Source organism: Clostridium beijerinckii (genome assembly GCF_018223745.1).
Classification (GTDB): Bacteria; Bacillota; Clostridia; order Clostridiales; family Clostridiaceae; genus Clostridium; species Clostridium beijerinckii.
Map to the genome: position 1 here is coordinate 2,197,221 of NZ_CP073653.1, position 24,148 is coordinate 2,221,368.

A 24,148-nucleotide genomic window follows, 5' to 3' on the forward strand; every position below is an offset into this window, starting at 1 on the left:
GCTAATCATAATCAATGGTATAGGAGTTAATAATGATAAATAGTATAAATAATTATAAAAATTATTTGTTTGAGAGTGGTAAAAGTGAGAATACTATATATGCATATGTAACAGATGTTAGTCTCTATTTAAAATTCTTAAATAGAAAAAAGATAGACTTATATGAAAGTGATAAATCAACGGTTATGTCATATATACAAAATCTCACTAATCAAGGAAAATCAGAAAGATCTATAAATAGAATAGTTATAAGTCTAAGGAATTTCTATTCATATTTGAAAAGTGAAACTTTAATTAAGGAAGTTCCTAAAATTGAATATAAGAGTTCAAAAAATAATAGAAAATTGCCACAAATTTTGACCATTGAAGAAGTAGATAAGATAATTAGAATAGTGGAAAAAGACTGCTCAAAAGGAATTCGTGATAATGCATTGTTAGAGTTAATGTACGCTACTGGAATGAAAGTTTCAGAACTTATTGGATTAAATGTAGATGATGTTAATCTTGATTTAAATTTTGTAAAATGTACAGATAATAAGCATTATGAAAGGCTTATTCCTATAGGAAGAAGCGCTTGTAAAGCATTAACAGAATATCTAAGCATAAGGTATAAGATAGCACAGTGCGGTGTTTCTAACCTTTTTGTGAATTTAAATGGTAATAAGCTTACGAGACAAGGTATTTGGAGAATTGTTAAAGAATACTCTAGAAAAGCTGGTATAGATAAAGACGTTAATTTAAACACTTTCAGACATTCATTTGCTGTTCATCTTCTTCAAAATGGAGCAAATGTTAGGGCTGTTCAGAAGTTACTCGGTAATCAGGTATTAACATATATGGATACGTACTATGAGATAATCAATAATGATAAAATAAACTATATATACATGCATACTCATCCAAGAGCTTGAGAATAGTTATTTGTACAAGAAATTAATTAAAAATATTACGGGAGTTTCCACCCGTTTGCCACCACTTATCAAATTGGTGGCAAGTTTTATTTAAGGATGAATTTTTGTATTTGTAGATTAATATTTATTTATTAAAATTTACAGAAGGAATATTCCAACTTTTGTATAATTAACTTATATGAGAGGAGGCGATATTTATGGTCAAAAAGGAAAGGTGCATATGGATAGCGTAGCCTTTATATACAATTAGTTATATAAGAGGAGGAAGATTAATGTTATTAAGTTCAATACAGAAATGCTCTAAGTGTGATATAAGTTTTGCATGGGAATACACTACTCCAGAAACAGAAAGAGTATTGAATTTTGAAGGAGAGACTTCATCAATAGCTAGTGCTAAACTAGTAAGTGCTAAAGAAGGGAAATATGATATTAAAGTGAAATGTCCCAAATGTAAAGCTTTAAATAAGTTTTATATTATTGTGCCAAGGTGTAATAATGAGAAATGATATAGAGAGTAAACTTAACTAAGAACTCTAGAAATAGGGTTCTTTTTGACGTTATAAAATTTTATTTTAAATTTAAATTGATATAGAAAAAGTATAGAAGTAACCTAATAATAATATTTATAGATGATTGTGGTTATAGGTAATTAATGGTATAATCTTAAATGCAATTTTAATTAATAATAGATTGGGGAGGAATTTTTTATGCATCCAACAAGCACTACAATATTAAGTGTCATACTAATTATAGTATATTTAATATTATCAATAGTAATATTTGCTTTATCAATATATGCATTCATATTATTTATAAAGCTAGCTAATAGAGGTATAAGAGCACTTGACATTTATATAGGAGAAAAAGAAGGACATGCAAAGGGAGATTATTATATAAATAGCAATAAATATGAAAATTATTAATAATTATCAATTTTATTGAGAGCATATATAAGCAGGTGAGATAATGAATGATAAAGAAATTGATGATATGTTTTTTAAAATTTATGATTACGAGTGGCTTGACAATCAATATAAAGAAGTAGCTAGAAAGTCGTCAGCGTATATTGGCTTTAGATTGTATATAAAGCTTAAAACACTTATCACTTCGGTTTTAAATATAAAAATATGATATTTATTATAAATAAGATAAACTGTAATAATGCTTTAGCATTATTATTTAAAACTATAAAAACAAAGAGCAACATACATAGGGGTAATATGAATGTTGCTCTTTGTTTTTTATATTATAGGGTAAATATTTATGAAAAAAAGATTTTATTAACTTTATGTACTTATTTTAGTATATCATTGTGTCAGTATGATGGCAGACTAAAAAAATAAAAGAAAAATTATAAATTTCTTAATAGCGGTTTTGGATTTGAATAAATTATTTATGGTTATTTTAAAGTAATATGGAATTAGAATACTAATTGATAATAGTATTGTACATGCTGAGTTAGTATATACTATTAGTAACATATATTAGAGCTTGTAAATAGCTAAATTAGCATAAATAATGTCGTATATTGTAGTGAAGTGATTTTTATGGAAAAGTATACAATAAAACGACAGAAAATATATAGATTATTACAAAAAATTACATAATTTATATTTAAGTCGAACTTCTGTGCAATAAGTAAAACAAATATGATATACTTATAAAAATGTAAATTAATCTAGCTATAGGAGGAAATAAATATATGAGAAAAAATTATAGGTATAATAAAAGTAAAGATAATAACATAAAAAAAGCTAGAATAATTATTTTATTTATGACTATAGTTTTTTTAATAGTCGGAGGTAGCTCTCTCGTTGCAGCGAAGTTTTCCAAAAATAGACAAGAAGTACAAGCACTTGATGACACTAAGCAAAGTGGAGATTCAGATTCAAATTCAAATGATAAAAAGGATAACCGAGATTCTCTGAATGTTGAGAGTAATTCAGAAGTAGAAGATTCTTCATTTATTGAAAAGTATTTGAATCAGCAAATGAAGGGGCAAAAGCCAGATGGAGCAGACGGTAAGAAAGTAGTATATTTAACATTTGATGATGGTCCATCGGAAACAGTTACACCTCAAATACTAGATATTTTGAAGTCGGAGAATGTGCATGCAACATTCTTTATTGTGGGAAAATCACTAGATAAAGATGAGAACACTAAAAATATAGTTAAACGAGAATTATCTGAAGGAAATTCTATAGGTAATCATACTTATTCACATAATTATAATTATTTATATCCAAATGGAAAGATAAACTTATCGAATTGTATGTCTGACATTGAAAAAACAAATGAGTCTCTAAAAAAGGTTTTAGGAGAAGATTTTTCAACTAGAGCTATTAGATTTCCAGGTGGGCATATGACTTGGAAGAATAAAGATTCAGTTGGTATGGATACTATGGACAAGGCTTTACATGAAAAAGATTATCATCAAATAGATTGGAATTCATTATCTCAGGATGCGGAAGGTGCACCTAAGAATGCAGAGCAATTAAAGCAGGAAGTTATAAAAACTACAGCAGGAAGGGAAAAGGCAATAATTTTGATGCATGATACTTACGGTAAAGAAGAAACAGCAAAAGCATTACCAGGAATTATAGAATATTTAAAACAACAGGGATATGAATTCAAGGTTATTAAATAGTATTTATTAAGAAAAAGATGAATTTAGAAATTATATTAAAATTCACCTCTTTCTATTTATATAAGAAGATTATTGTAGTCTTGATTTGCAGTTTTATACAAAGGTGATGGAAAAGTTAACTTAAGATTATCCATCACCTTTTGTATATTCACATAAATTTAAAATGGGACTTTTTAATTATATATATAGTAGTAAACGACTTAAGTCTAAAAATAAAATAGATTGTCATTTGGAAAGTTGAGATATACACTAGTGTTTAGAGAGAAATTCATATTCTTTTTTTCTACCTTAAATTCAATCAATTTTGCATCTTTTTTAGTATTGTTTTTCATATATATAGTAAATTCAAAGGGGTTTTCTATAATAGTATCAATGGTATAAGGAAAAGTATTAATGTTTTCATTATTGTTTGTGCATATTTCAATATCATGAGCTCTTATGCAGATATATTGGATATTGTCTGGAATTTCGTCATTAATAACATATTCGTGGCCCCAATTTTCAGCATAAATGGTATTTTTCCCAGTCTTTTTAGCTTTAGATATGTTTTTACATCCTGTTAATGTAGCTTCTGTAAGACTTTTAGGATGTTTAAATAAGTCTTTCTTTTCTCGATTTTCTAAAGAAACTCCATTTTCATAAACAATTATATTGTCACAAACTCTATAAGCTTCAGCTATATCATGAGTAACAAAGATAATATTACCACTATAATCTTTTACTATAGACATTAATTCTTTTTCTAAATCATTTCTTAAATGTTGATCTAAAGCAGAGAAAGGCTCATCTAAAAGTAAAATATCAGGGGATGTTATAAGTGCCCTAGCTAAAGCTACTCTTTGCTGCTGCCCACCAGATAACTGCCAAGGATAGCGTTTTTCGAGTCCACCAAGATGTAATCTTTCTATATATTCTTTGATTAAGGATTCCTTTTGATCTTTTTCCATCTTAGAAATGCCTATTTCAATATTATCAATTATATTCATATTAGGAAACAAAGCATAATTTTGAAATAGATAACCGATTTTTCTTTTCTGTGGAGTTAAATTAATTTTATTCTCTGAATCAAAAAAAATCTTATCATTTACAATTATTTTTCCTCTAGAAGGAGTAACTAATCCGGATATACATTTTAAACTCATACTCTTACCAGATCCTGATGCACCTAAGAAACCTAGAACACCGCTTTTTTGCTCAAAATTCACATTTAAATTAAATGAGGAGAGATGTTTTTCTATATTTACATATAAGGACATTATTTATCACTCCTTCCCATAAGTTTTAATTGAACTTCTGACCAATAGTTTAATATTAGAATTAGAAATAATGATAAAGTAACAATTATAATAACCCAAAGAATCGCTTTTTGCATATCTCCACCTTCGGCTGCAAAGAATATTGCAAGTGGCATAGTTTGAGTTTTTCCAGGGATATTACCTGCTAGCATAAGTGTTGCGCCAAATTCACCCATAGCTCTTGCAAAAGATAAAACCAGTCCACCTATAATACCTGGCATGGCTAATGGAATAGCGATTTTATAAAATATTTTAAATTCACTAAGGCCAAGAGTTCTGGCAGCAGAAAGAATATTGATATCTATTTGTTCAAAAGCAGAACGCGTGGTTCTATACATCATAGGAAATGAAACTACTATAGCCGCAATGACTGTAGCACTCCAGCTGAAAATTAAAGAAGTATTGAAGAGGTCCAGCAGCTTTCCTATAGGACCATTTTTACCACAGATAAGCAATAAAAAGAAACCTACAACAGTTGGAGGAAGAATTAAAGGTAAAGTAAATAACCCATCTATTATTCCTTTAGATTTTCCTTTAAAATTTGACATCCAATAAGAAACTATAATTCCTAAAAAGAATGTTATTATTGTTGATAATGTAGCAGTTTTTATAGAAATCCATAAAGGTGAAAAATCCATATTAATTCCTCCTTAAAAGTTAGACAAACTAAAAAATTGTCAAAAAATATAACATAATTCTGTAGCAGCCAATCTAAAAAATTTTAATTAGAGTAGATTACCACTGTTAAAAATCAATGCAAAATAGAATAAATATATAATACAATATTTAAATATGTTTCATATAGTCATGTTTGATAATGTTTAGTTCGGTTTTATTATGATTTTTATAATATTAGCATTAATTCTATAAAAATACAATAGTGTATTACATATGCTTAATTTTGTTTTCTGCTAGTAAAAAAATAATAGAAATATTATTAAAAAAGATAACTTGAAAATATTTACAAGTTAATTGAAAAGATGTATGATATTACCATAAAAATAAATTTGGGATAAAAAATTTTTTTTAGGAAATGAAATGATTTGTAGAATATATAAGAGATTAATTTAATAATAATATTTCAGAAGTGGATTTCATAGGCTACTAAATATCATTACAAACAAAGTAAACAAGCATTTATTTACATTATCAAGTGAAACTTGACTCAGGTTGGGTTTGTGAGTGCGAGTGTTACAGCAGATAGACATCAGATAAATATGATTTCAAATAAAATATTAATTAAGATAGGGGAAGAGAATATGAATTTTGAACAAATTAAATCAAAGTCTGAAAACTATAAGGAGGATATGACCAAATTCCTTCGCGATTTAGTTGCAATACCTGGTGAAAGTGCAGAAGAAGAAGGTGTTATAAAAAGAATAGAACAAGAAATGAAAAGCGTTGGATTTGATAAAGTAGAAATAGATCCAATGGGTAACATTTTAGGATATATGGGTACAGGAGAAACTTTAATAGGCTTTGATGCTCATATTGACACAGTTGGTATAGGAAACAGAGATAACTGGGACTTTGATCCATACGAAGGATATGAAACCGAAACTGAAATAGGCGGACGTGGTACTTCTGATCAATTAGGCGGAATTGTTTCATCTGTTTATGGTGCAAAAATAATGAAAGACTTAGGCCTTTTAAATGAAAAATACACAGCATTAGTTGTTGGTTCAGTTCAAGAAGAAGATTGTGATGGACTTTGCTGGGAATATATAATCAAAGAAAGTAAAATCAGACCTGAATTTGTGGTTTCTACAGAGCCAACAGATGGTGGTATCTATAGAGGACAAAGAGGCCGTATGGAAATATGTGTTGATGTTCAAGGAATTTCATGCCACGGTTCGGCTCCAGAAAGAGGAGACAACGCAATTTATAAAATGGCTGAAATATTAATGAACATTCGTGACCTTAACGAAAATGATGCAGCTGATAATAAAGAAATCAAAGGCTTAGTAAAAATGTTAGATGAAAAATACAACCCAGAGTTTAAAGAGGCTAACTTCTTAGGAAGAGGTACTGTTACAACTTCTCAAGTATTCTATACTTCACCAAGCCGTTGCGCAGTTGCTGACTCATGCTCAATTTCATTAGACCGTCGTATGACAGCAGGTGAGACTTGGGAAAGCTGTTTAGAAGAAATTCGTCAACTTCCAGCTGTTAAAAAATACAATGCAACAGTAAGTATGTATAACTATGATAGACCAAGCTACACTGGTTTAGCGTACCCAATTGAATGCTACTTCCCAACTTGGGTAATTCCAGAAGATCATATTGTAACAAAAGCATTAGAAGAAGCATATAAGGGTCTTTACGGCACAACAAGAATCGGTGCTGCTGAAAATGAAGCAATGAGAAAAGCTCGTCCACTTACTGATAAATGGACATTCTCTACAAACGGTGTTTCAATTATGGGACGTAATGGAATTCCTGTAATAGGATTTGGACCTGGTGCAGAAGCTCAAGCACATGCTCCTAATGAAAAGACATGGAAAGAAGATTTAGTAAAATGTGCTGCAGTTTATGCTGCTGTCCCAACTATATATACTTCAAATAAATAAAGATTGTTAGTAAAAATTAAGGGGGATATTAAAATTATGAGTATTGTCGATAAATATGTTAATGCATTAAAAAGCTTAGAAATTGATCAAATGTATAAAAATGACTTTTTTCTTACATGGGAAAAAACTACAGATGAGTTAAAGGCAGTTTATGAAGTGGCAGATGCATTAAGAGAATTACGTAGAAATAACAAATCAACAAGATTGTTTGATAGTGGACTTGGAATTTCATTATTCCGTGATAATTCAACACGTACTCGTTTTTCCTATGCTAGTGCATGTAATCTTTTAGGACTTGAAGTACAAGACCTAGATGAAGGAAAAAGTCAAGTCGCTCATGGTGAAACTGTAAGGGAAACAGCTAACATGATTTCATTTATGGCTGATGTCATCGGAATTCGTGATGATATGTATATTGGAAAAGGAAATAAATATATGCATACAGTTGCTGATGCAGTAAAGGAAGGATATGAAGATGGAGTTCTTGAACAAAAACCAACATTAGTAAATCTACAATGTGATATTGATCATCCAACTCAAGTTATGGCAGATATGCTACATATCATACATGAGTTTGGTGGTATTGAAAATTTAAAGGGTAAAAAAATAGCTATGTCTTGGGCTTATTCACCATCTTACGGTAAGCCATTATCTGTACCACAAGGGGTTATAGGATTAATGACACGTTTCGGTATGGACGTTTGCTTAGCACATCCAGAAGGCTATGAAGTAATGGAAGAAGTTGAAAATATAGCTCGTAATAATGCTAAGGAATCAGGTGGGACATTCACAAAAACTAATAATATGGCAGAAGCATTTAAAGATGCAGATATAGTATATCCAAAGAGCTGGGCTCCTTTTGCAGCAATGAAAGAACGTACTGATCTTTATTCAGAAGGCGATTCTGAAGGTATTAAAGCATTAGAGAAAAAACTTCTTGCTCAAAATGCAGAACATAAAGATTGGGAATGTACAGAGGAATTAATGAAAACAACTAAAGATGGAAAGGCACTTTATTTACATTGCTTACCAGCTGATATTAGTAATTTGTCATGTGAGAAAGGTGAAGTTGAAGATTCTGTATTTGATCGTTACAGAGTTCCACTTTATAAAGAAGCAAGTTATAAGCCATATATTATAGCAGCAATGATTCTTCTAGCAAAGGTAAAGAATCCTGCAGAAGTTTTAGAAAAAATGGCTCAAAGTGAGGATATAAGATTCAGGGGTTAGTAATTAATAAAAAATATACACATTTAAAAAGAGCAGCTATGCTGCATATAAGAACATTTTATTTAAAAAGAGCAGCTATGCTGCATATAAGAACATTTCATGGCATAATTTGAATTGTTATTTTCTTTCTAGTGCCTAAATATTTAAAAAGAGAATTGGAGGAATATATGGTGAGTAAGATTGTAATAGCCTTAGGGGGAAATGCACTAGGAAATACACTGGAAGAACAGATGGAATCTGTAAAAGCTACTTCTAAAAGTATTGTAGATTTAATCGAAAGTGGAAATCAGGTAGTTATTACTCATGGAAATGGACCACAAGTGGGAATGATAAACTCAGCAATGGAGCTTGTTAAAAACTCTCAAATACCATTAACAATGTGTGTTGCAATGAGTCAAGGGTATATTGGATATGATTTGCAAAATGCCATTAGGGAAGAACTTTTATCACGTAATTTAAATAATCCTGTCACAACTCTCATTACTCAAACTCTTGTGGATCCGAATGATAGCGCATTTTTAAACCCTACAAAGCCAATTGGAGGTTTTTATTCAAAAGAGGATGCTGAAAAATTAGAGAAGACCGGAATCGTGATGAAAGAAGATTCAGGTAGGGGATATAGGCAAGTTGTTTGTTCTCCAAAACCTATTGACATAATTGAAAAGGAAACGATTTTAGAACTAGTATCGGCTGGAGAAGTAGTTATCGCAGGTGGTGGTGGTGGAATTCCAGTTATTCAAACAGAAAACAACCATTTAAAAGGTGTACCAGCAGTAATCGATAAAGATTTTGTAGCAGCATTGTTAGCTAAAGAGATAGATGCAGATAGTTTGATTATTTTAACAGCAGTAGAAAAAGTTGCTGTAAATTTTGGTAGACCAGATATTAAGTGGTTGGATTCACTTACAGTGGAAGAAGCTAAAAAGTATATTAAAGAAGGCCAATTTGCACCAGGATCTATGCTTCCAAAAGTACAAGCAGCTTTAGAATTTGTTTCTTCAGGAAAAGGAAGGACTGCAATTATTACGCTTCTAAGTAAAGTACATGATGGAATTTTAGGTAAAACAGGAACTCACTTTAAAATGTAAAGTTAAATTTATGCATTGTGCTATAGATATCCAAAACTTAGATTTATACAATAACTTACCGAAAGGACAGGTACTCTGTTGTTTCGGTTACTGAGAATAAGTTGAGGCTTTCTAACAGCATAAGTTGCACCATTTCAGCATGCTCCCGAGACAAGCTCGTGACAAGCAAAAATAGAACAACTTATGATGAAGAAATGCCTGCAACATATTCTCTAATGTAACACTGCATATTATGACCCCTGTGGTTACAAAAGAGTACCTGTCCTTTCTGATATAGCAGATTTTTCAAGCTATAAGTATAATTCTCAAATTTGATATCTATAGATATCAAAATCGTAACCTAGACTTACGCAGTAACTCACTGAAATCATAAATATTTTGCCCCACAGCTAGCTGTTGGACATTGTACTCGTTGAGGATATAAGTTTAACTAGAGATTTAGGAGGAGAGGAATACAACTACATATAAGGAATAATCAAAAAAATATCAGGCACAATCAAATAAATAACAAGTCCTTTTGCCAGCCTATTTTCCATCATGGGAAGCTCGACTCGCTACGCTCACTGAGTAAGCGATTCACACCAAATCATAGATTTGGGTTCTCTGCTCATCGGCAAATTGACCTAATAGGCCCGCTATGAGGGCAATTCGCCTCCTTACCTGATGAAAAATATCCATGGCAACTTTGGAATTGTTATTCATTTTCATGTGCCTAAAATGAAAGAAGTGCTTATGAATGATTATTATTAAAAATGGAACTATTGTGACTGAATCAGAAAGTTATTGTTCAGATATTATGATAGAAAATAATAAAATATCTTGCATTGGAACAAATTTGTCCAATGATAATGCAGAAATTATTGATGCTTTGGGAATGTATATAATTCCTGGAGCAGTGGATGTGCATACTCATATGGATTTGCAATCTGGAAATAGTCGATCAATAGACGACTTTTATACTGGAACTGTTGCAGCTGTTTGTGGTGGAACTACAAGTATTGTTGATCATGTAGCCTTTGGTCCTAAAAATTGTGCTCTTCGCCACCAAATTGACGAATATCATAAATTGGCTAATGGAAAAGCAGTAATTGATTATGGATTCCATGGAGTAGTACAGCATGTAAATGATGAGGTTTTATCTGAAATGGAGTCTTTGGCTAAAGAAGGAATTTCTAGCTTTAAGATTTATATGACATATGATTTTAAACTGGATGACGTCTCAATTTTAAAAGTATTAAAAAAAGCAAAAGAATTGGGAGTAATTATTGCTGTACACGCTGAAAACAATGATGTTATAAATTACCTTAGAGAAAATTATGTTTCAAATGGCTGTTTAGAAACAATATATCATGCAAAATCACGACCAGACCATTGTGAAGCCGAGGCAATTAGCAGAGTGCTACATCTTGCAGCATTGGCAGGAGATGCTCCAATTTATATTGTTCATATTTCTACTGAAAAGGGATTGGATGAGATAAGAAAAGCAAGAGCACAAGGGCAAAAGAATATTTTTTCTGAAACTTGCACTCAGTACTTAACAATGACAGAGCAAAAATATCTTGAGCAAGATAATAATGGACTAAAATATGTAATGTCGCCACCTTTGCGTCAAAGTAATGATATTGATGCTCTATGGAAAGGCGTACAAGATGGTGCAATTAATATAATTGCTACTGATCACTGTTCATTCAATCTAAAAGGCGACAAACAAAAGGGGATTAACGATTTTACAAAATGCCCTAATGGAGCTCCTGGCGTTGCTGAACGAGTAAGGGTGATTTTCTCTGAAGGCGTTATGAAAAAGAAAATTTCAATTAATCGTTTTGTAGAACTTTTATGTACAAATCCTGCAAAGATTTATGGACTTTATCCTAAAAAGGGTTCTTTGATTCCAGGTGGGGATGCTGATATTACTATAATTAACCCAAATTCTGAGTATACTCTTACAAGAAGTATGCTTCATGGAGCTGTAGATTACACATGCTTTGAAGGCATGACATTAAAGGGAGATATTGATATTGTAATACAGAGTGGTAAAGTAGCTTATAAAAATAATAAGTTTTTAGGGAAAAAAGGTGATGGAAAATTTATTAAGAGAAAAGTAATTGGATAATAGTATATTGTTTATTTAATATATTAAGCACAGTGGCCACAATAGTTGGTTGTATGCTTTGAATTATAACAAAACATATTTATGTAATGTAAATATAAGATGATAAAGGAGATTTTAGAATGAATGTATATGATGATTTGGATTTTTTTAAAAGGCTTATTAAAGGGATTGCAGAAGAGTTTGGTCCAAACTGTGAAGTCGCGATTCATGATCTAAAAGCAGGATATGAACATAGCATTATAGCGATTGAAAATGGTCATGTTACAGGACGTAAAGTTGGGGATGTTGCATCGCGAATTGCAATGGAAACAATTCACTCAAATCTTCAGCATAAAGACCATTATAGTTATAGTACCCGTACAAATGATGGACGTATTTTGAAATCTACTACTATATGCATTCCAGATGAAAATGGTAAAGCGAAAGCACTTCTTTGTATTAATTATGATATCACTCAGCTAATGGTATCTAATAAGATTATAGAAGATTTTGTTTCAATAAAGGAAGTAGAACGCAGTGATGAAAGTGATGTTACAATTCCAACTGATGTTAATCAACTTCTCAAAGACTTAATTGAGGAATCGTATCAATTAATTGGAAAACCTGTTGCGGTCATGACTAAAGAAGATAAAATGAAAGCCATTAAATATTTAGAGAGTAAAGGTGCGCTTTTAATTAAAAGATCGGGAGATAAAATTTCAAAGTTCTATGATATTTCAAAATATTCACTTTACAGCTATTTAAATAATAATGAGGATTAAATATAATCACTGTAAAATATTTAAAAGGATTAATAAAAAATCGAACAATTAGTCTTTCATTCTATAGATTATTAATTTAATAAGTAATAATTCTGTGTAAATCAGATATATATAATAATAGAACTCATATATAAAATAAATAAGATTAGATGAAATGTATTACTTAAATATATAAATTAATTGAAAAATACCAATATATGGAATATAATTGAAATTGATCAACTAGTCAGTTAGTGATAATAAAAACAAGAAAGGACTAGTTCGTCAAATTGACAATACGGTAAACGTTTCCTTAAAAATTTATATTTAATTTATAAAAGTGACCCTTTGATCATTGGTAATGTATATTTTGGGTACATGAAAGAAAATTATATTTTTGAATGTGCCTTATTAGGAGGGCTTGTGATGCAAGATGAGTATATTGTTAAAGGCAATATTATTTTTACTAAAGAATTAGGTAAGTATGAAATATTTGAAAATGGATATATTGTTATTGATGGTAAATTTGTTAAAAGTGTTTATAAAGAGCTGCCTAAAAAATTCAGTAAACTAAAGATTTTAGATTATGGGCATGCACTTATAATACCAGGATTTATTGACATCCATTCACATGCACCACAGTTTCCAAATCTAGGATTAGGACTAGATAAGGAACTTATGCCATGGTTAGATTCATACACCTTTCCAGAAGAAAAAAAATATTCAGATATAGACTATGCAAAAAAAGTGTATTCTGCTTTTGTAAAAAGTTTATGGAAATATGGCACTACGAGATCTTGCGTTTTTGCTACCATTCATAAGAATTCAACAAAGTTATTAATGGATTTGTTTGCAGAAGCAGGATTAGGTGCATATGTAGGAAAGGTTAATATGAATAGAAATGCACCAGAATATTTATTAGAAAGTGCAGAGGAATCCATTCATAATACTAAAGAACTATTAGATGAATATGGGAAAAAATATGAATTAGTGAAACCTATTATTACACCAAGATTTGTTCCAACATGCAGCTTTGAGCTCTTAAAAAGTCTTGGGGAATTATCAAAAAAATATAATGTTCCAGTGCAATCTCATTTGAGTGAAAATTTGAGCGAAATTAGTTTTGTGAAAAAACTACATCCTAAATTAAAAAACTATGCAAGTGTCTATAATGAAGCGGGATTGCTTGGTGATCTTCCTACTATAATGGCTCATTGTATTTGGCTAGAAGAAGAAGAAATTGAACTAATGGTGAAAAAAGAAGCTTTCATTGCCCATTGTCCTAATTCAAATAACAATTTATCAAGTGGTATTGCACCTATTCGAAAATTGATGAAAAAAGGGTTAAACATAGGACTTGGAACAGATATATCAGGTGGACATAGTGTATCGATGGCGAATGTAATTGCTAGTTGTGCTCAGGTGTCAAAGTTAAAATGGCTAGAAAGTAATAAATCAGACAAGCCTCTAACCACAGCAGAATTATTATATTTAGCAACAAAGGGTGGAGGAAAGTTTTTTGGTAAAGTGGGAAGTTTTGAAGAAGGATATGAATTTGATGCCTTAATTATTGACGATAGCAGTCTATCCATCTTCAAGCCATTGTCAGTAGAAGAAAGACTAGAAAAATTTATTTATACAGGTGATGACAGAAATATTAAGGAAATATATGTAGCAGGTAAAAAGATAGAAGAACCGAAACAATATTGAATATTTTTACGCTAAAATTTGATTAACTAGTTAATAAGTATTGACTTATATTTATTTCAGTTATAGATATCACAATCATAAACTGCACTTAGACTATGAAATATCTTCCAACCAGAAATGATTAATATACTTTTGTAGAATGTTTCATTGGTAATTTTGATGGATGTGATTCTTTGGCTATAAGTTGTTCCAAATGTGCTAGTTCAAAAAGTGAGAATCGAAATTTTATATTTCGTTCTTCGAACTTTCTCTGTGAGCGCTTGTTCTTTGAGGCCAGCACTTTGGGTACAACTTTATAGCCTTAGAATCACCCATCAAAATTACCTAGAAACTGGAACAAAAGTATGTTATTCATTTCGATGAGACATACGCATAAGTTCAGATTTTAGCTGGGGTATCTATAATTTAAACAGAAAAAATAGAAAATAGGGGGATTATTTATGAGTGATAAAATGCAACGCATTCCTTTTGAAAAAATGTTAACTTGGATTACTAGAGAGTTAAAAGAAAAAGAATCTATTTTTGGCGTGCATAAAGATAAATTTTATTATAATGAAACTGGAAAATCAATTACGTTATTTAATGAGAAACTTTCATCACCACTTGGACCGGCAGCAGGCCCAAATTCTCAATTAGCACAAAATATTGTTTGTGCATATTTAACTGGAAGTCGTTTTATTGAATTAAAAACAGTACAAGTTATTGATGGAGAAGATATTACAGTGTCTAAACCTTGCATCAATGCACAAGATGAGGGGTACAATGTAGAGTGGTCTACAGAATTAAAGGTATCAGAAGCCTTTGATGAATATGTAAAAGCCTGGTTTTTACTTCATGTCTTAATGAAAGAGCTCAAATTCGCAAAGGAAAGAGATTTTATGTTCAATATGAGCGTGGGATATGACTTGAAAGGCATAAAATCTTCTAAAATTGATACTTATATTAAAGGGATGCAAAACGCATCGTCTACAAAAATTTGGACAGAATGTCAAGAAGCACTTCTTTCTCATATAGAAATGTTTTCTGAATTTACAAAGGAAGATTTGGAAAAAATTTCACCAACTATTTGTTCATCTATTACGATCTCAACACTTCATGGTTGTCCTGCTAATGAAATTGAAAGCATTGCTAGCTATTTTATTGAAGAAAAAAAATTAAATACTTATATTAAGATGAATCCTACATTACTAGGAGAAAAGTTTGTTAAAGAAACTTTAACAGCCATGGGATATGACTATATAGTTCTTAATGGACATCATTTTACAAATGATTTGCAGTACTCAGATGGAGTTGCAATGCTAAAACGTTTGAAGGCGGTCGCAAATAACTTGAATTTAGAAATAGGAGTTAAACTAACTAACACACTGCCAGCTAAAATAATTAATAATGAATTATCAGGGGAAGAAATGTATATGTCAGGACGTGCATTATTCCCACTATCTATATCTTTAGCAAGTAAATTAGCTAAAGAATTTAATGGTGATTTACAAATTTCTTATTCAGGAGGGGCTGATTTCTTTAATATTGATAAGATATTATCTACAGGAATTAGTCCAATAACATTTGCTACATCTATCTTAAAGCCAGGTGGTTACGAAAGAATAACTCAAATGGCTAAAAAAGTTGAGAAACAGCTTAATGGTAAAATTTCTGGAATTAATGTAGAAATTCTAGAGGACATAGTCAAGGAAACTATTAAGGATAAACATTATCGAAAAGAACTACGACTTGTTAATAGCAGAAAACTTAATTCTAACCTTCAGTTTTATGATTGTGCAGTCGCACCTTGCTCTGTAGGATGTCCAATTAATCAGCAAATCCCACAATATACAGCTTTAGTAGGGCAAAAAAAATATGATGAGGCTTTTTCAATAATTGCGATAGATAACGCGTTACCGGCTATTACATCAACTATTTGTAATCATAAATGCCAGACTAAATGTACTAGAATTGATTATGATGAATCTGTTTCAATTAGAGATTTAAAACAAATTGCAGTTTTAAATGCACAGGATAAATTTATTGAGTCTATTGAACCAACAGATATTAGAACCGGGAAAAAAGTTGTTATTATTGGAGCTGGTCCTGCAGGTCTTTCATTAGCTCTTTTCTTAAGGAGAAATGGTGTAGATGTTACTGTAAGGGATAAAAAGGAAAGTGCATTGGGTGTCGTAGAGCATGTTATACCTGAGTTTAGAATTTCTTCTGAAATGATTAAAAAAGACTTGGAAATGGTTAAAAAGCAAGGAGTAAAATTTCAATTTTGTGTAGATGAAAATATTAATTTGAAAGAATTAAAAAAGGAATATGATTATGTAGTGTTAGCCATAGGAGCATGGAAACCTGGAAAAGTTTCACTAAGCGATTGCGATAATAAAGCAATTAATGCTATCTCATTTTTAGAAAAATATAAGAAACAAAAAGGAAATATTGCTTTAGGTAAAAAAGTTTGTGTTATTGGAGGAGGAGATGTTGCCATGGATGCAGCACGCTCAGCTAAAAGGGTGAGTGGCGTTGAAGAGGTTTCTATTATATATAGAAGAACTAAAAAATATATGCCAGCGGATAATGAAGAAATAGAACTTGCTATTTCTGAAGGTATTTTACTTAAAGAACTCCTTACGCCAATTTCTATTGACGATGGAAAACTTACTTGTGAAAAAATGATTTTAGGTGATAGAGATGCATCCTTAAGAAGAAGTTCTGTAGGTACTGGAGAAATAACAACATTAGATACAGATACAGTCATTATAGCAACAGGTGAAAAAATTGATAGTAATTTATTAAGACAAAATGAAATAAATTTGGATTCTAATGAATTTCCTGTTGTTAACGAAAAATTAGAAACAAATATTGCAAATGTATATATTATTGGCGATTTAAAAAAAGGTCCATCTACAATTGTTAATGCAATAGCAGATGCAAAAATAGTTACAAAAGATATTCTAGCAAAAGAAGGTTTGAGTTCTGATTTTAAGCAACAAGGTTATTGTACTGATGAAAAGATATTATATGGAAGGAAGGGAATATTAGGAGATTCAAAGTCTTGTGAAGAAGAAGCTGATAGATGTTTAGGGTGCAAGAACATTTGTGAATTATGCGTTGATGTTTGTCCTAATAGAGCAAACGTAATGATTAATGTAAACAGTGATTTTGTTTCTAATCATCAGATTATACATTTAGATGGTATGTGTAATGAGTGCGGTAATTGTGGTATTTTTTGTCATCATAAAGGAAATCCATATAAGGATAAAATAACAGTTTTTTGGAGTAAAGAAGATTTTGAAAATAGTGATAACAAAGGATTTTTTACTGAAAATTTAGAAAAAGGCATTTGTCTAGTAAGAACTGAAGAAAACGCTATTATAAGTTATACTGCTTCGCAGCAATCAGAAGTTTCAAAAGAAATGGCTAGTCTAATTCAAACGTGTATAGATAAGTATGATTATATGCTTTAGGCATGTGAAAATAAATAACGAGTCCAAAGTTGCCAATATAAGTTCCGACATGCAGCATAGCTACTCTGTTCTAATGTGTGGATATTTTTCATCAGGCAAGGAGGCAAATTACCCTCATAGTGGGCCTATTATAAGTGAGAGTCCAAATCTTGTATTTGTTTTCTCGAACTTAGTTAAATTGCGCATGTAATTTAACCTCCTTTAATGATGGAAAATAGGCTAGTAAATGGACTTGTCATTTTTTGAATGTGCCTTAGTATTAAAAATTAAATAGATAGCAAGCGAAGAGGTTATGTACCATTGCAAGAGGGGGAGTGTATGGCAAGGATTTAGAAAATTGAAACAACAATAAGGCACATGAATTTGTTATTTATTTGATTGTGCCTAACACTAGCTATAATTTTAAGGAGGACATTTCATGAAAAAAGATGTAACCAAACAAAAACCATCATTTTTGGAGAGTTATTTTCACTTGGAGGAAAATAACTCAAATGTAAAGACAGAAATACTTGCTGGAATTACTACTTTTGTTACAATGGCATACATTATATTTGTTAATCCTAATATATTAAAAATAGCTGGTATGAATTCTGCAAATGCAGTAGGAGATGCAGCAGCACAGTTTAGTGTAGGCTCTGATCCAATAGTATCATCAGTTTTCGTAGCTACTTGTCTCGCAGCTGCCATTGGCACATTAATAATGGGGCTGTATGCAAATCTTCCTTTTGCTCAGGCTCCTGGTATGGGTCTTAATGCATTTTTTACGTATACAGTATGTTTAACCTTAGGTTTTACATGGCATCAGGCTTTATCATGCGTATTCATGTCAGGTGTATTATTTATACTTATTACAGTAACATCCATACGAGAAAAGATAGTTGATGCAATACCTCAAAATCTAAAATATGCAATTTCCGGAGGTATTGGACTCTATATAGCTCTTATTGGATTGAAATCTGGTGGTGTAGTAGTGTCAAATCCAGCAACATTAGTTGGATTCGGAAACTTTGCAAATCCAGGAACACTGCTTACTATAATAGGAATCATAATAACTGCTGTTCTAATGGCTAGGGGTATTAAGGGTTCAATTTTAATTGGAATAATTTCAACTACAATAATAGGAATTCCATTCAAAATCACATCACTTGAAAATTTACATGTTTTCAGTGCACCACCATCACTTGCTCCTACGTTTGCAGCATTTGATTTTGCAGGACTTTTTTCAAAAGGAGGCACATCAATAGGAGGCGCATTTCTTAGCGTTATAATGGTTGTTATAACCATTTGTTTAGTCGATCTTTTTGATACTATCGGAACTCTTGTAGGTACAGCTACAAAAGCAGGAATGGTTGATGAAAATGGTAAGGTTTTAAGAATGAAAAAAGCATTGATTTGTGATGCAGTAGCAACAACTGCTGGTTCAGTTTTAGGTACAAGTACCATTTCAACATATATTGAGTCTACAGCTGGTGTTTCAGAAGGAGGAAGAACTGGACTTACTTCAACAGTAGTGGGAATATTATTTATTTTATCATTATTCTTCTCAGGCCTTGTTGGTATAGTTCCAGGACAAGCAACAGCTCCAGCCCTTGTAATAGTAGGTGTTTTAATGATGTCAGCAATTGTTAATATAGATTTCAGCGATTTTACAGAAGCAGTTCCAGCCTTTTTTGCTATATCATTAATGGCTTTTTCTTATAGTATAGCTAATGGAATTGCAGTTGCTATGATTTTTTATCCAATAACAAAAATAGCTACAGGCAGACAAAAAGAAATCCATCCAATAGTGTATATACTTGCAGTATTATTCATTCTTAGATATATTTTACTTCCCTTTGAATAAAACTATGGAATAGTAACTTATATACCAGTTAATGATATTAGGAAGTATATTATGAGTTAAAACGTTAGTAATCACAAAACTTGCGAGATAAGTTAAAATGTCTATGCCAAATAAGGTAACTAGGTGTTTAGATTTAATAAGTCACATTCAAAAAAATAATCATAGCAACTTTGGATTTGTTATTTATTTTCTTCATGTGCCTAAAACAAACTATATCACCTAGTTCAGCCAATATGACATTTTCTATTAAAGATAGAACAAGTATCTGTAAGTTTGAAATATTCACTATTGGGAGAGTTTACGGATGCTAGTTATCGGATAAGAGGAAAATCAATTGGATAAACATAAATTTCTACATAATAAAATGTTACAAGAAAGATGGGATTAATTATGTCTGGTGACGTTAAAGAAAAAATACTAAAGGCTACAATGAAAGTGGTTTCAAAAGAGAAAATTAGTGGTACTCGTATGCATATGATTGCCAATGAAGCGCATATGAGTCAAGCAAATTTACATTATCATTTCTCATCTAAAAATGATATATTGATTTCTCTTTTAGATAAGATACAAGAAGAATTTTCTAATGATCGAAAGAATTATATTAATTTGGAAAATAAAAGTGTAGTTGAAAATATCAGAGGTTTTTTTGATCAAAAAAAGAATGATATTCTCAACAAAAAGGAATTTGATTATACCCAGATTGATTATTGGGTGCAAGGAACAGTAAATGAAGAAATAAAACTAAAATTTAAAAATACATTTGAAATTTGGCGTGACAATATTCGTGAAGTTTTATATAAAGGTGATCAAATCGAAGATAAAGATATGATGAATTTGGACATGTTACCGTACTTAGCAGTGTCTTTAATGCTAGGTGCTTCACTGCAATATTTAATTGATGAGGGGAAATTTGATTTAGATCAATATTTTGATCTAGCAGAAGAAGTGATATTTGGGCAAATTCAAAAAAATAACAAGCTAATTTGCCTTAGCATAAAGTAATTAAATTTTTAGTAAGATAAGAATTAATTTAATAGGAGGAATTATAATGGAAAAAATATTATGGAAAGAAAATACGTTGCCTAAAACTGATAAAGAAGAAAGTGTAAAATTTCTTAATAAAGAAGAAGTATCAAAGGCAAGGAAATTTCATGAAAGTTTTTTAGAATATGATGAAACACCATTAATAGATTTAAAAGAGTTAGCTGAAAAGATTGGATTGGGAGGAATATATTTAAAGGATGAATCTTATAGATTTGGATTAAATGCATTTAAAGTGTTAGGCGGCTCATTTGCCATGGGGAGATATTTAGCAGAAAAGTTAGGTGAGGATATAGACGATTTACCATATGAAAAAATGACTTGTAAGGAAGTTAAAGATAAGCTTGGAGATATAACTTTTGTAACAGCAACAGATGGTAATCATGGAAGAGGAGTTGCATGGACAGCTAATAGGTTGAAACAAAAATCAGTAGTTTTCATGCCAAAGGGCTCTTCAATTAAAAGATTAAATAACATAAAGGCAGAAGGTGCAGAAGCTAGCATTACAGAACTAAACTATGATGATGCCGTAAGACTTGCAAATAAATATGCAGAAGAACATAAAGGCGTAATTATTCAAGATACTGCATGGGAAGGCTATGAAAAAATCCCTGCGTGGATAATGCAAGGGTATGGAACAATGGCTTTAGAAGCAAGTGAACAATTAAAAGAACTTAATGTTTTAAAACCTACTCACATTTTCGTACAAGCTGGTGTTGGTTCACTCGCAGGAGCTGTTCAAGGTTTCTTTGCTTCGCAATATGGAGACGACTGCCCAAAAACTGTAGTAGTAGAATCAAATCTTGCCGATTGTTACTATAAATCAGCAATAGCCAATGATGGGGAAGCAAGATCGGTTGGTGGTGATATGCAAACAATTATGGCTGGACTTGCTTGTGGAGAAGTTAACACAATTGGTTTTAACATACTAAAGAATTATTCAAAGGCATTTATTTCATGCCCTGATTGGGTAGCTGCTAAAGGAATGAGGATTCTTGGAAATCCATTAAAGGGAGATACAAGCGTAATTTCAGGTGAATCAGGAGCAGTAACGACTGGTGCTTTATATGAAATTATGACTAATGATGAATATAAAGATTTAAAAGAAGCTTTAGAGTTAGATGAAAATTCTAAAGTGCTTTTATTTAGTACAGAAGGAGATACAGATCCAGAGAAATATAGAGAAATAGTCTGGAATGGTAAATATTAATAATTGGGTCACAATGAATGTTTTATCAAGTGAAACTTGATTCAGGTGGGGGTTGATCCCCATCTGAATATTAGTTGAACTTATATCCTCAAGGGGGGTACATCGTCTAGGGTTGTACCGCTGTTATACAATCACTAATGTGATTTGCATAAGTTCGAGTAACCAAATACAAGATGCTCACAGAGAAAGTTCTGTTGACCAAATACAAGATTTGGAGCATCACTTTTGGACTATCACCTATCTCCCACTTAAGCAGAGAACCTAAATCTATGATTTAGTGTGAATCGCTTACTCATCTGACTTTAGGAAGAGGAGTTTCATATATTGTGGGAGTGTTACAGCGGCTAGACATCAGATAAATACCAAAGTAGAGTTCAAAATAAAAAAAGGCGAAAGCTGGTATAAAAAGGTATGGAGGAGTTTTTATGAAAATTGTAGGTAATGGAAGACTAATAACTCAAAACAAGGAAAATCCATTTTTTGAAAATGGTGCATTAGTTATAAATGATGGTAAGATAATTGACTATGGAAATACTGGTGATATCTTAGATAAATATAAGGAAGCAGAATATATAGATGCAAAAGGAAAAGTTATCATGCCGGGTCTTATAAATACTCATGGACATATATATAGCGCTTTTGCAAGAGGTATGAATTTAGATGGTCCAACATCTAAAAACTTCTTAGATATATTAAATAATTTATGGTGGAGATTAGATAAAAACTTATCTTTAGAAGATATAAAGTATAGTGCTTACACAACATTAATGGATAGTTTAAAGTTTGGAGTAACAACATTTTTTGATCATCATGCAAGTCCAAATGCTGTTAAAGACAGCCTTTTTACAATTGGAAATGTAGCAGAAGAACTTGGGATAAGAACTTCGCTTTGTTACGAAGTATCTGATAGAGATGGAGAAGAAGTTTTAGAAAAGGGAATTAAAGAAAATGTGGATTATATAAATTATTGCAATGAAAAGCATGATAATATGAAGTCTGCAATATTTGGAATGCACGCAAGCTTTACACTATCTGATGAATCCTTAAAAAAATGTGTAAAGGAAGCTGAAAAATTAAATTGCGGATATCATATTCATGTAGCTGAAGGATTAGCAGATGAAGAGCAATGTGTAGAAAAGTATGGCAAGAGAATAGTAGAAAGACTAAATGATTTTAATATATTAGGAGAAAAAACAATTGCAGTACATTGTGTACATGCAAATGAAAATGAGCAAGAATTACTTTTAAATACAAATACGTCTGTAGTGCATAATCCTGAATCAAATATGGGCAATGCAGTAGGTGTATCACCAGCCATTGAACTTATAAAGAAAGGTGTAACTGTTGGACTTGGAACAGATGGTTATACTCAAGATATGTTTGAATCCATGAAGGTTGCAAATATAATTCATAAGCATAATTTAAAAGATCCATCAGTAGCTTGGGGTGAAGTACCTTTAATGCTATTTGAGAATAATGGGAGTATTGCAGAAAGGCATTTTGCAGGAAAATTTGGAATTATTGAAAGAGGAGCTAATGGAGATGTGATAATAGTAGATTACAATCCATTAACACCAATGAATGAAAGTAATCACAATTCACATATCTTATTTGGAATGATGGGAAAATCTGTGGATACAACTATAGTAAATGGAAATGTTTTAGTTAGCAATGGTAAGCTTCTTAATGTTAATGAAGATGAAATATTAAATGAAGCTAGAAAAGTAAGTCAAAAGCTATGGGATAGAATTTAATCAAAAGATATTTTGGAAATGAACATCTTTGTTAAAAGTAAGTGTAATAAAAAAATAAAATATAACAAGATTAGGAGAATTAAAAATGAAAAAAATAATTAATACTCAAAAGGCACCAGCAGCAATAGGACCATATTCCCAAGGAGTGGTAGTTCAAGGATTAGTATATACTTCAGGTCAACTACCATTAAATCCGGAAACAAAAGTTTTAGAAACTGAAATAAAAACAGCGACTAAACAAAGTTTAGAAAATTGTAAAGCCATATTAGAAGAAGCAGGAACAAGTATGGAGAAAGTATTTAAAACAACTGTATTTGTAAAAGATTTAAATGATTTTGCAGCAGTAAATGAAGTTTATGGAACATATTTTAAAGAAAATCCACCAGCAAGAAGTTGCGTTCAAATTGCTAAATTACCAATGGACGCAGTTATTGAAATAGAAGTCATTGCAACAATGGAATAATATTACGATAGATTTATAAAAAGTGATAAGAGAATGGTGAGAATATTATTAAGAGAATATTTACGGTGGAAGGTG

General features: G+C 31.1%; 19 protein-coding genes. 17 read left to right on the forward strand and 2 right to left on the reverse strand.

Features of this window, described 5'->3' with window-relative positions; translation table 11 throughout:
* The first annotated feature begins 32 nt into the window (after nucleotides 1-32).
* The 5 genes from KEC93_RS10065 to KEC93_RS10085 all read left to right on the forward strand — a co-directional run bounded on the left by KEC93_RS10065 (nucleotide 33) and on the right by KEC93_RS10085 (nucleotide 3,558).
* Nucleotides 33-911 carry a tyrosine-type recombinase/integrase gene (locus KEC93_RS10065; RefSeq protein WP_012058194.1) on the forward strand — a complete coding sequence of 293 codons (879 nt, stop codon included), beginning with the start codon at nucleotides 33-35 and terminating at the stop codon, nucleotides 909-911.
* A gap of 272 nt (nucleotides 912-1,183) precedes the next feature.
* Nucleotides 1,184-1,417, forward strand: a complete 234-nt coding sequence (locus KEC93_RS10070; RefSeq protein WP_017212907.1) for a hypothetical protein — start codon at nucleotides 1,184-1,186, stop codon at nucleotides 1,415-1,417.
* 201 nt (nucleotides 1,418-1,618) lie between these two features.
* Nucleotides 1,619-1,834, forward strand: a complete 216-nt coding sequence (locus KEC93_RS10075; RefSeq protein ID WP_038457435.1) for a hypothetical protein — start codon at nucleotides 1,619-1,621, stop codon at nucleotides 1,832-1,834.
* Between the two features lie 43 nt (nucleotides 1,835-1,877).
* Complete coding sequence (locus KEC93_RS10080) at nucleotides 1,878-2,042, forward strand: hypothetical protein (protein ID WP_017212905.1); 165 nt, start codon at nucleotides 1,878-1,880, stop codon at nucleotides 2,040-2,042.
* Between the two features lie 571 nt (nucleotides 2,043-2,613).
* A complete protein-coding gene (locus KEC93_RS10085) occupies nucleotides 2,614-3,558 on the forward strand; it encodes a polysaccharide deacetylase family protein (RefSeq protein WP_077869925.1) in 945 nt (314 codons plus the stop codon).
* 206 nt (nucleotides 3,559-3,764) lie between these two features.
* Here KEC93_RS10085 and KEC93_RS10090 read toward each other — a convergent pair whose 3' ends face one another.
* Together KEC93_RS10090 and modB are read right to left on the reverse strand one after the other, a co-directional pair.
* Nucleotides 3,765-4,814 (reverse strand): sulfate/molybdate ABC transporter ATP-binding protein, encoded by a 1,050-nt coding sequence (locus tag KEC93_RS10090; RefSeq protein WP_077869924.1) that lies wholly within the window; start codon nucleotides 4,812-4,814, stop codon nucleotides 3,765-3,767.
* Entirely contained in the window at nucleotides 4,814-5,491 is a 678-nt protein-coding gene (gene modB, locus KEC93_RS10095) for a molybdate ABC transporter permease subunit (RefSeq protein WP_077869923.1), read from the reverse strand. Before modB ends, KEC93_RS10090 begins: the two co-directional genes overlap by 1 nt.
* Nucleotides 5,492-6,112: 621 nt before the next feature.
* Here modB and KEC93_RS10100 point away from each other — a divergent pair.
* The 12 genes from KEC93_RS10100 to KEC93_RS10155 all read left to right on the forward strand — a co-directional run bounded on the left by KEC93_RS10100 (nucleotide 6,113) and on the right by KEC93_RS10155 (nucleotide 24,073).
* Nucleotides 6,113-7,423, forward strand: a complete 1,311-nt coding sequence (locus tag KEC93_RS10100) for a YgeY family selenium metabolism-linked hydrolase (RefSeq protein ID WP_111944720.1) — start codon at nucleotides 6,113-6,115, stop codon at nucleotides 7,421-7,423.
* A 36-nt stretch (nucleotides 7,424-7,459) separates the two neighbouring features.
* The gene (ygeW, locus tag KEC93_RS10105) at nucleotides 7,460-8,653 is read left to right on the forward strand and encodes a knotted carbamoyltransferase YgeW (RefSeq protein ID WP_077869922.1); all 1,194 of its coding nucleotides are present in this window, start codon (nucleotides 7,460-7,462) and stop codon (nucleotides 8,651-8,653) included.
* A 167-nt stretch (nucleotides 8,654-8,820) separates the two neighbouring features.
* Nucleotides 8,821-9,741 (forward strand): carbamate kinase, encoded by a 921-nt coding sequence (gene arcC / locus KEC93_RS10110; protein WP_077869921.1) that lies wholly within the window; start codon nucleotides 8,821-8,823, stop codon nucleotides 9,739-9,741.
* Between the two features lie 736 nt (nucleotides 9,742-10,477).
* Nucleotides 10,478-11,854, forward strand: coding sequence for a dihydropyrimidinase (gene hydA / locus KEC93_RS10115; RefSeq protein WP_023976435.1), 1,377 nt, complete (start codon nucleotides 10,478-10,480; stop codon nucleotides 11,852-11,854).
* Between the two features lie 119 nt (nucleotides 11,855-11,973).
* Nucleotides 11,974-12,615 carry a helix-turn-helix transcriptional regulator gene (locus KEC93_RS10120; protein WP_017212897.1) on the forward strand — a complete coding sequence of 214 codons (642 nt, stop codon included), beginning with the start codon at nucleotides 11,974-11,976 and terminating at the stop codon, nucleotides 12,613-12,615.
* Between the two features lie 405 nt (nucleotides 12,616-13,020).
* Nucleotides 13,021-14,304: a guanine deaminase gene (gene guaD, locus KEC93_RS10125; protein WP_039773859.1), complete on the forward strand. Its 1,284-nt coding sequence runs from the start codon at nucleotides 13,021-13,023 to the stop codon at nucleotides 14,302-14,304.
* Between the two features lie 440 nt (nucleotides 14,305-14,744).
* On the forward strand, nucleotides 14,745-17,762 hold the full coding sequence (gene ygfK, locus KEC93_RS10130) for a putative selenate reductase subunit YgfK (protein WP_077868575.1): 3,018 nt from the start codon (nucleotides 14,745-14,747) through the stop codon (nucleotides 17,760-17,762).
* Between the two features lie 418 nt (nucleotides 17,763-18,180).
* Entirely contained in the window at nucleotides 18,181-19,605 is a 1,425-nt protein-coding gene (locus tag KEC93_RS10135; protein WP_077830441.1) for an NCS2 family permease, read from the forward strand.
* A gap of 378 nt (nucleotides 19,606-19,983) precedes the next feature.
* Complete coding sequence (locus KEC93_RS10140; RefSeq protein WP_236887954.1) at nucleotides 19,984-20,607, forward strand: TetR/AcrR family transcriptional regulator; 624 nt, start codon at nucleotides 19,984-19,986, stop codon at nucleotides 20,605-20,607.
* Nucleotides 20,608-20,653: 46 nt separating this feature from the next.
* Nucleotides 20,654-21,856, forward strand: coding sequence for a diaminopropionate ammonia-lyase (gene dpaL, locus KEC93_RS10145; protein ID WP_077868576.1), 1,203 nt, complete (start codon nucleotides 20,654-20,656; stop codon nucleotides 21,854-21,856).
* A gap of 425 nt (nucleotides 21,857-22,281) precedes the next feature.
* Nucleotides 22,282-23,610, forward strand: a complete 1,329-nt coding sequence (gene ssnA, locus KEC93_RS10150) for a putative aminohydrolase SsnA (protein ID WP_023976430.1) — start codon at nucleotides 22,282-22,284, stop codon at nucleotides 23,608-23,610.
* 85 nt (nucleotides 23,611-23,695) lie between these two features.
* A complete protein-coding gene (locus KEC93_RS10155) occupies nucleotides 23,696-24,073 on the forward strand; it encodes a RidA family protein (RefSeq protein WP_039773855.1) in 378 nt (125 codons plus the stop codon).
* Nucleotides 24,074-24,148 lie beyond the last annotated feature (75 nt).

Excerpts from the sequence above, each read along its gene's own strand:
- KEC93_RS10090 (WP_077869924.1), bottom strand. The coding sequence starts at position 4,814 with ATGTCCTTATATGTAAATATAGAAAAACATCTCTCCTCATTTAATTTA.
- hydA (WP_023976435.1), top strand. The coding sequence starts at position 10,478 with ATGATTATTATTAAAAATGGAACTATTGTGACTGAATCAGAAAGTTAT.
- KEC93_RS10100 (WP_111944720.1), top strand. The coding sequence starts at position 6,113 with ATGAATTTTGAACAAATTAAATCAAAGTCTGAAAACTATAAGGAGGAT.
- KEC93_RS10155 (WP_039773855.1), top strand. The coding sequence starts at position 23,696 with ATGAAAAAAATAATTAATACTCAAAAGGCACCAGCAGCAATAGGACCA.
- KEC93_RS10120 (WP_017212897.1), top strand. The coding sequence starts at position 11,974 with ATGAATGTATATGATGATTTGGATTTTTTTAAAAGGCTTATTAAAGGG.
- dpaL (WP_077868576.1), top strand. The coding sequence starts at position 20,654 with ATGGAAAAAATATTATGGAAAGAAAATACGTTGCCTAAAACTGATAAA.
- KEC93_RS10065 (WP_012058194.1), top strand. The coding sequence starts at position 33 with ATGATAAATAGTATAAATAATTATAAAAATTATTTGTTTGAGAGTGGT.
- KEC93_RS10070 (WP_017212907.1), top strand. The coding sequence starts at position 1,184 with ATGTTATTAAGTTCAATACAGAAATGCTCTAAGTGTGATATAAGTTTT.
- KEC93_RS10085 (WP_077869925.1), top strand. The coding sequence starts at position 2,614 with ATGAGAAAAAATTATAGGTATAATAAAAGTAAAGATAATAACATAAAA.
- KEC93_RS10080 (WP_017212905.1), top strand. The coding sequence starts at position 1,878 with ATGAATGATAAAGAAATTGATGATATGTTTTTTAAAATTTATGATTAC.
- arcC (WP_077869921.1), top strand. The coding sequence starts at position 8,821 with ATGGTGAGTAAGATTGTAATAGCCTTAGGGGGAAATGCACTAGGAAAT.
- guaD (WP_039773859.1), top strand. The coding sequence starts at position 13,021 with ATGCAAGATGAGTATATTGTTAAAGGCAATATTATTTTTACTAAAGAA.
- KEC93_RS10135 (WP_077830441.1), top strand. The coding sequence starts at position 18,181 with ATGAAAAAAGATGTAACCAAACAAAAACCATCATTTTTGGAGAGTTAT.
- ygeW (WP_077869922.1), top strand. The coding sequence starts at position 7,460 with ATGAGTATTGTCGATAAATATGTTAATGCATTAAAAAGCTTAGAAATT.
- modB (WP_077869923.1), bottom strand. The coding sequence starts at position 5,491 with ATGGATTTTTCACCTTTATGGATTTCTATAAAAACTGCTACATTATCA.
- ygfK (WP_077868575.1), top strand. The coding sequence starts at position 14,745 with ATGAGTGATAAAATGCAACGCATTCCTTTTGAAAAAATGTTAACTTGG.
- KEC93_RS10075 (WP_038457435.1), top strand. The coding sequence starts at position 1,619 with ATGCATCCAACAAGCACTACAATATTAAGTGTCATACTAATTATAGTA.
- ssnA (WP_023976430.1), top strand. The coding sequence starts at position 22,282 with ATGAAAATTGTAGGTAATGGAAGACTAATAACTCAAAACAAGGAAAAT.
- KEC93_RS10140 (WP_236887954.1), top strand. The coding sequence starts at position 19,984 with ATGGGATTAATTATGTCTGGTGACGTTAAAGAAAAAATACTAAAGGCT.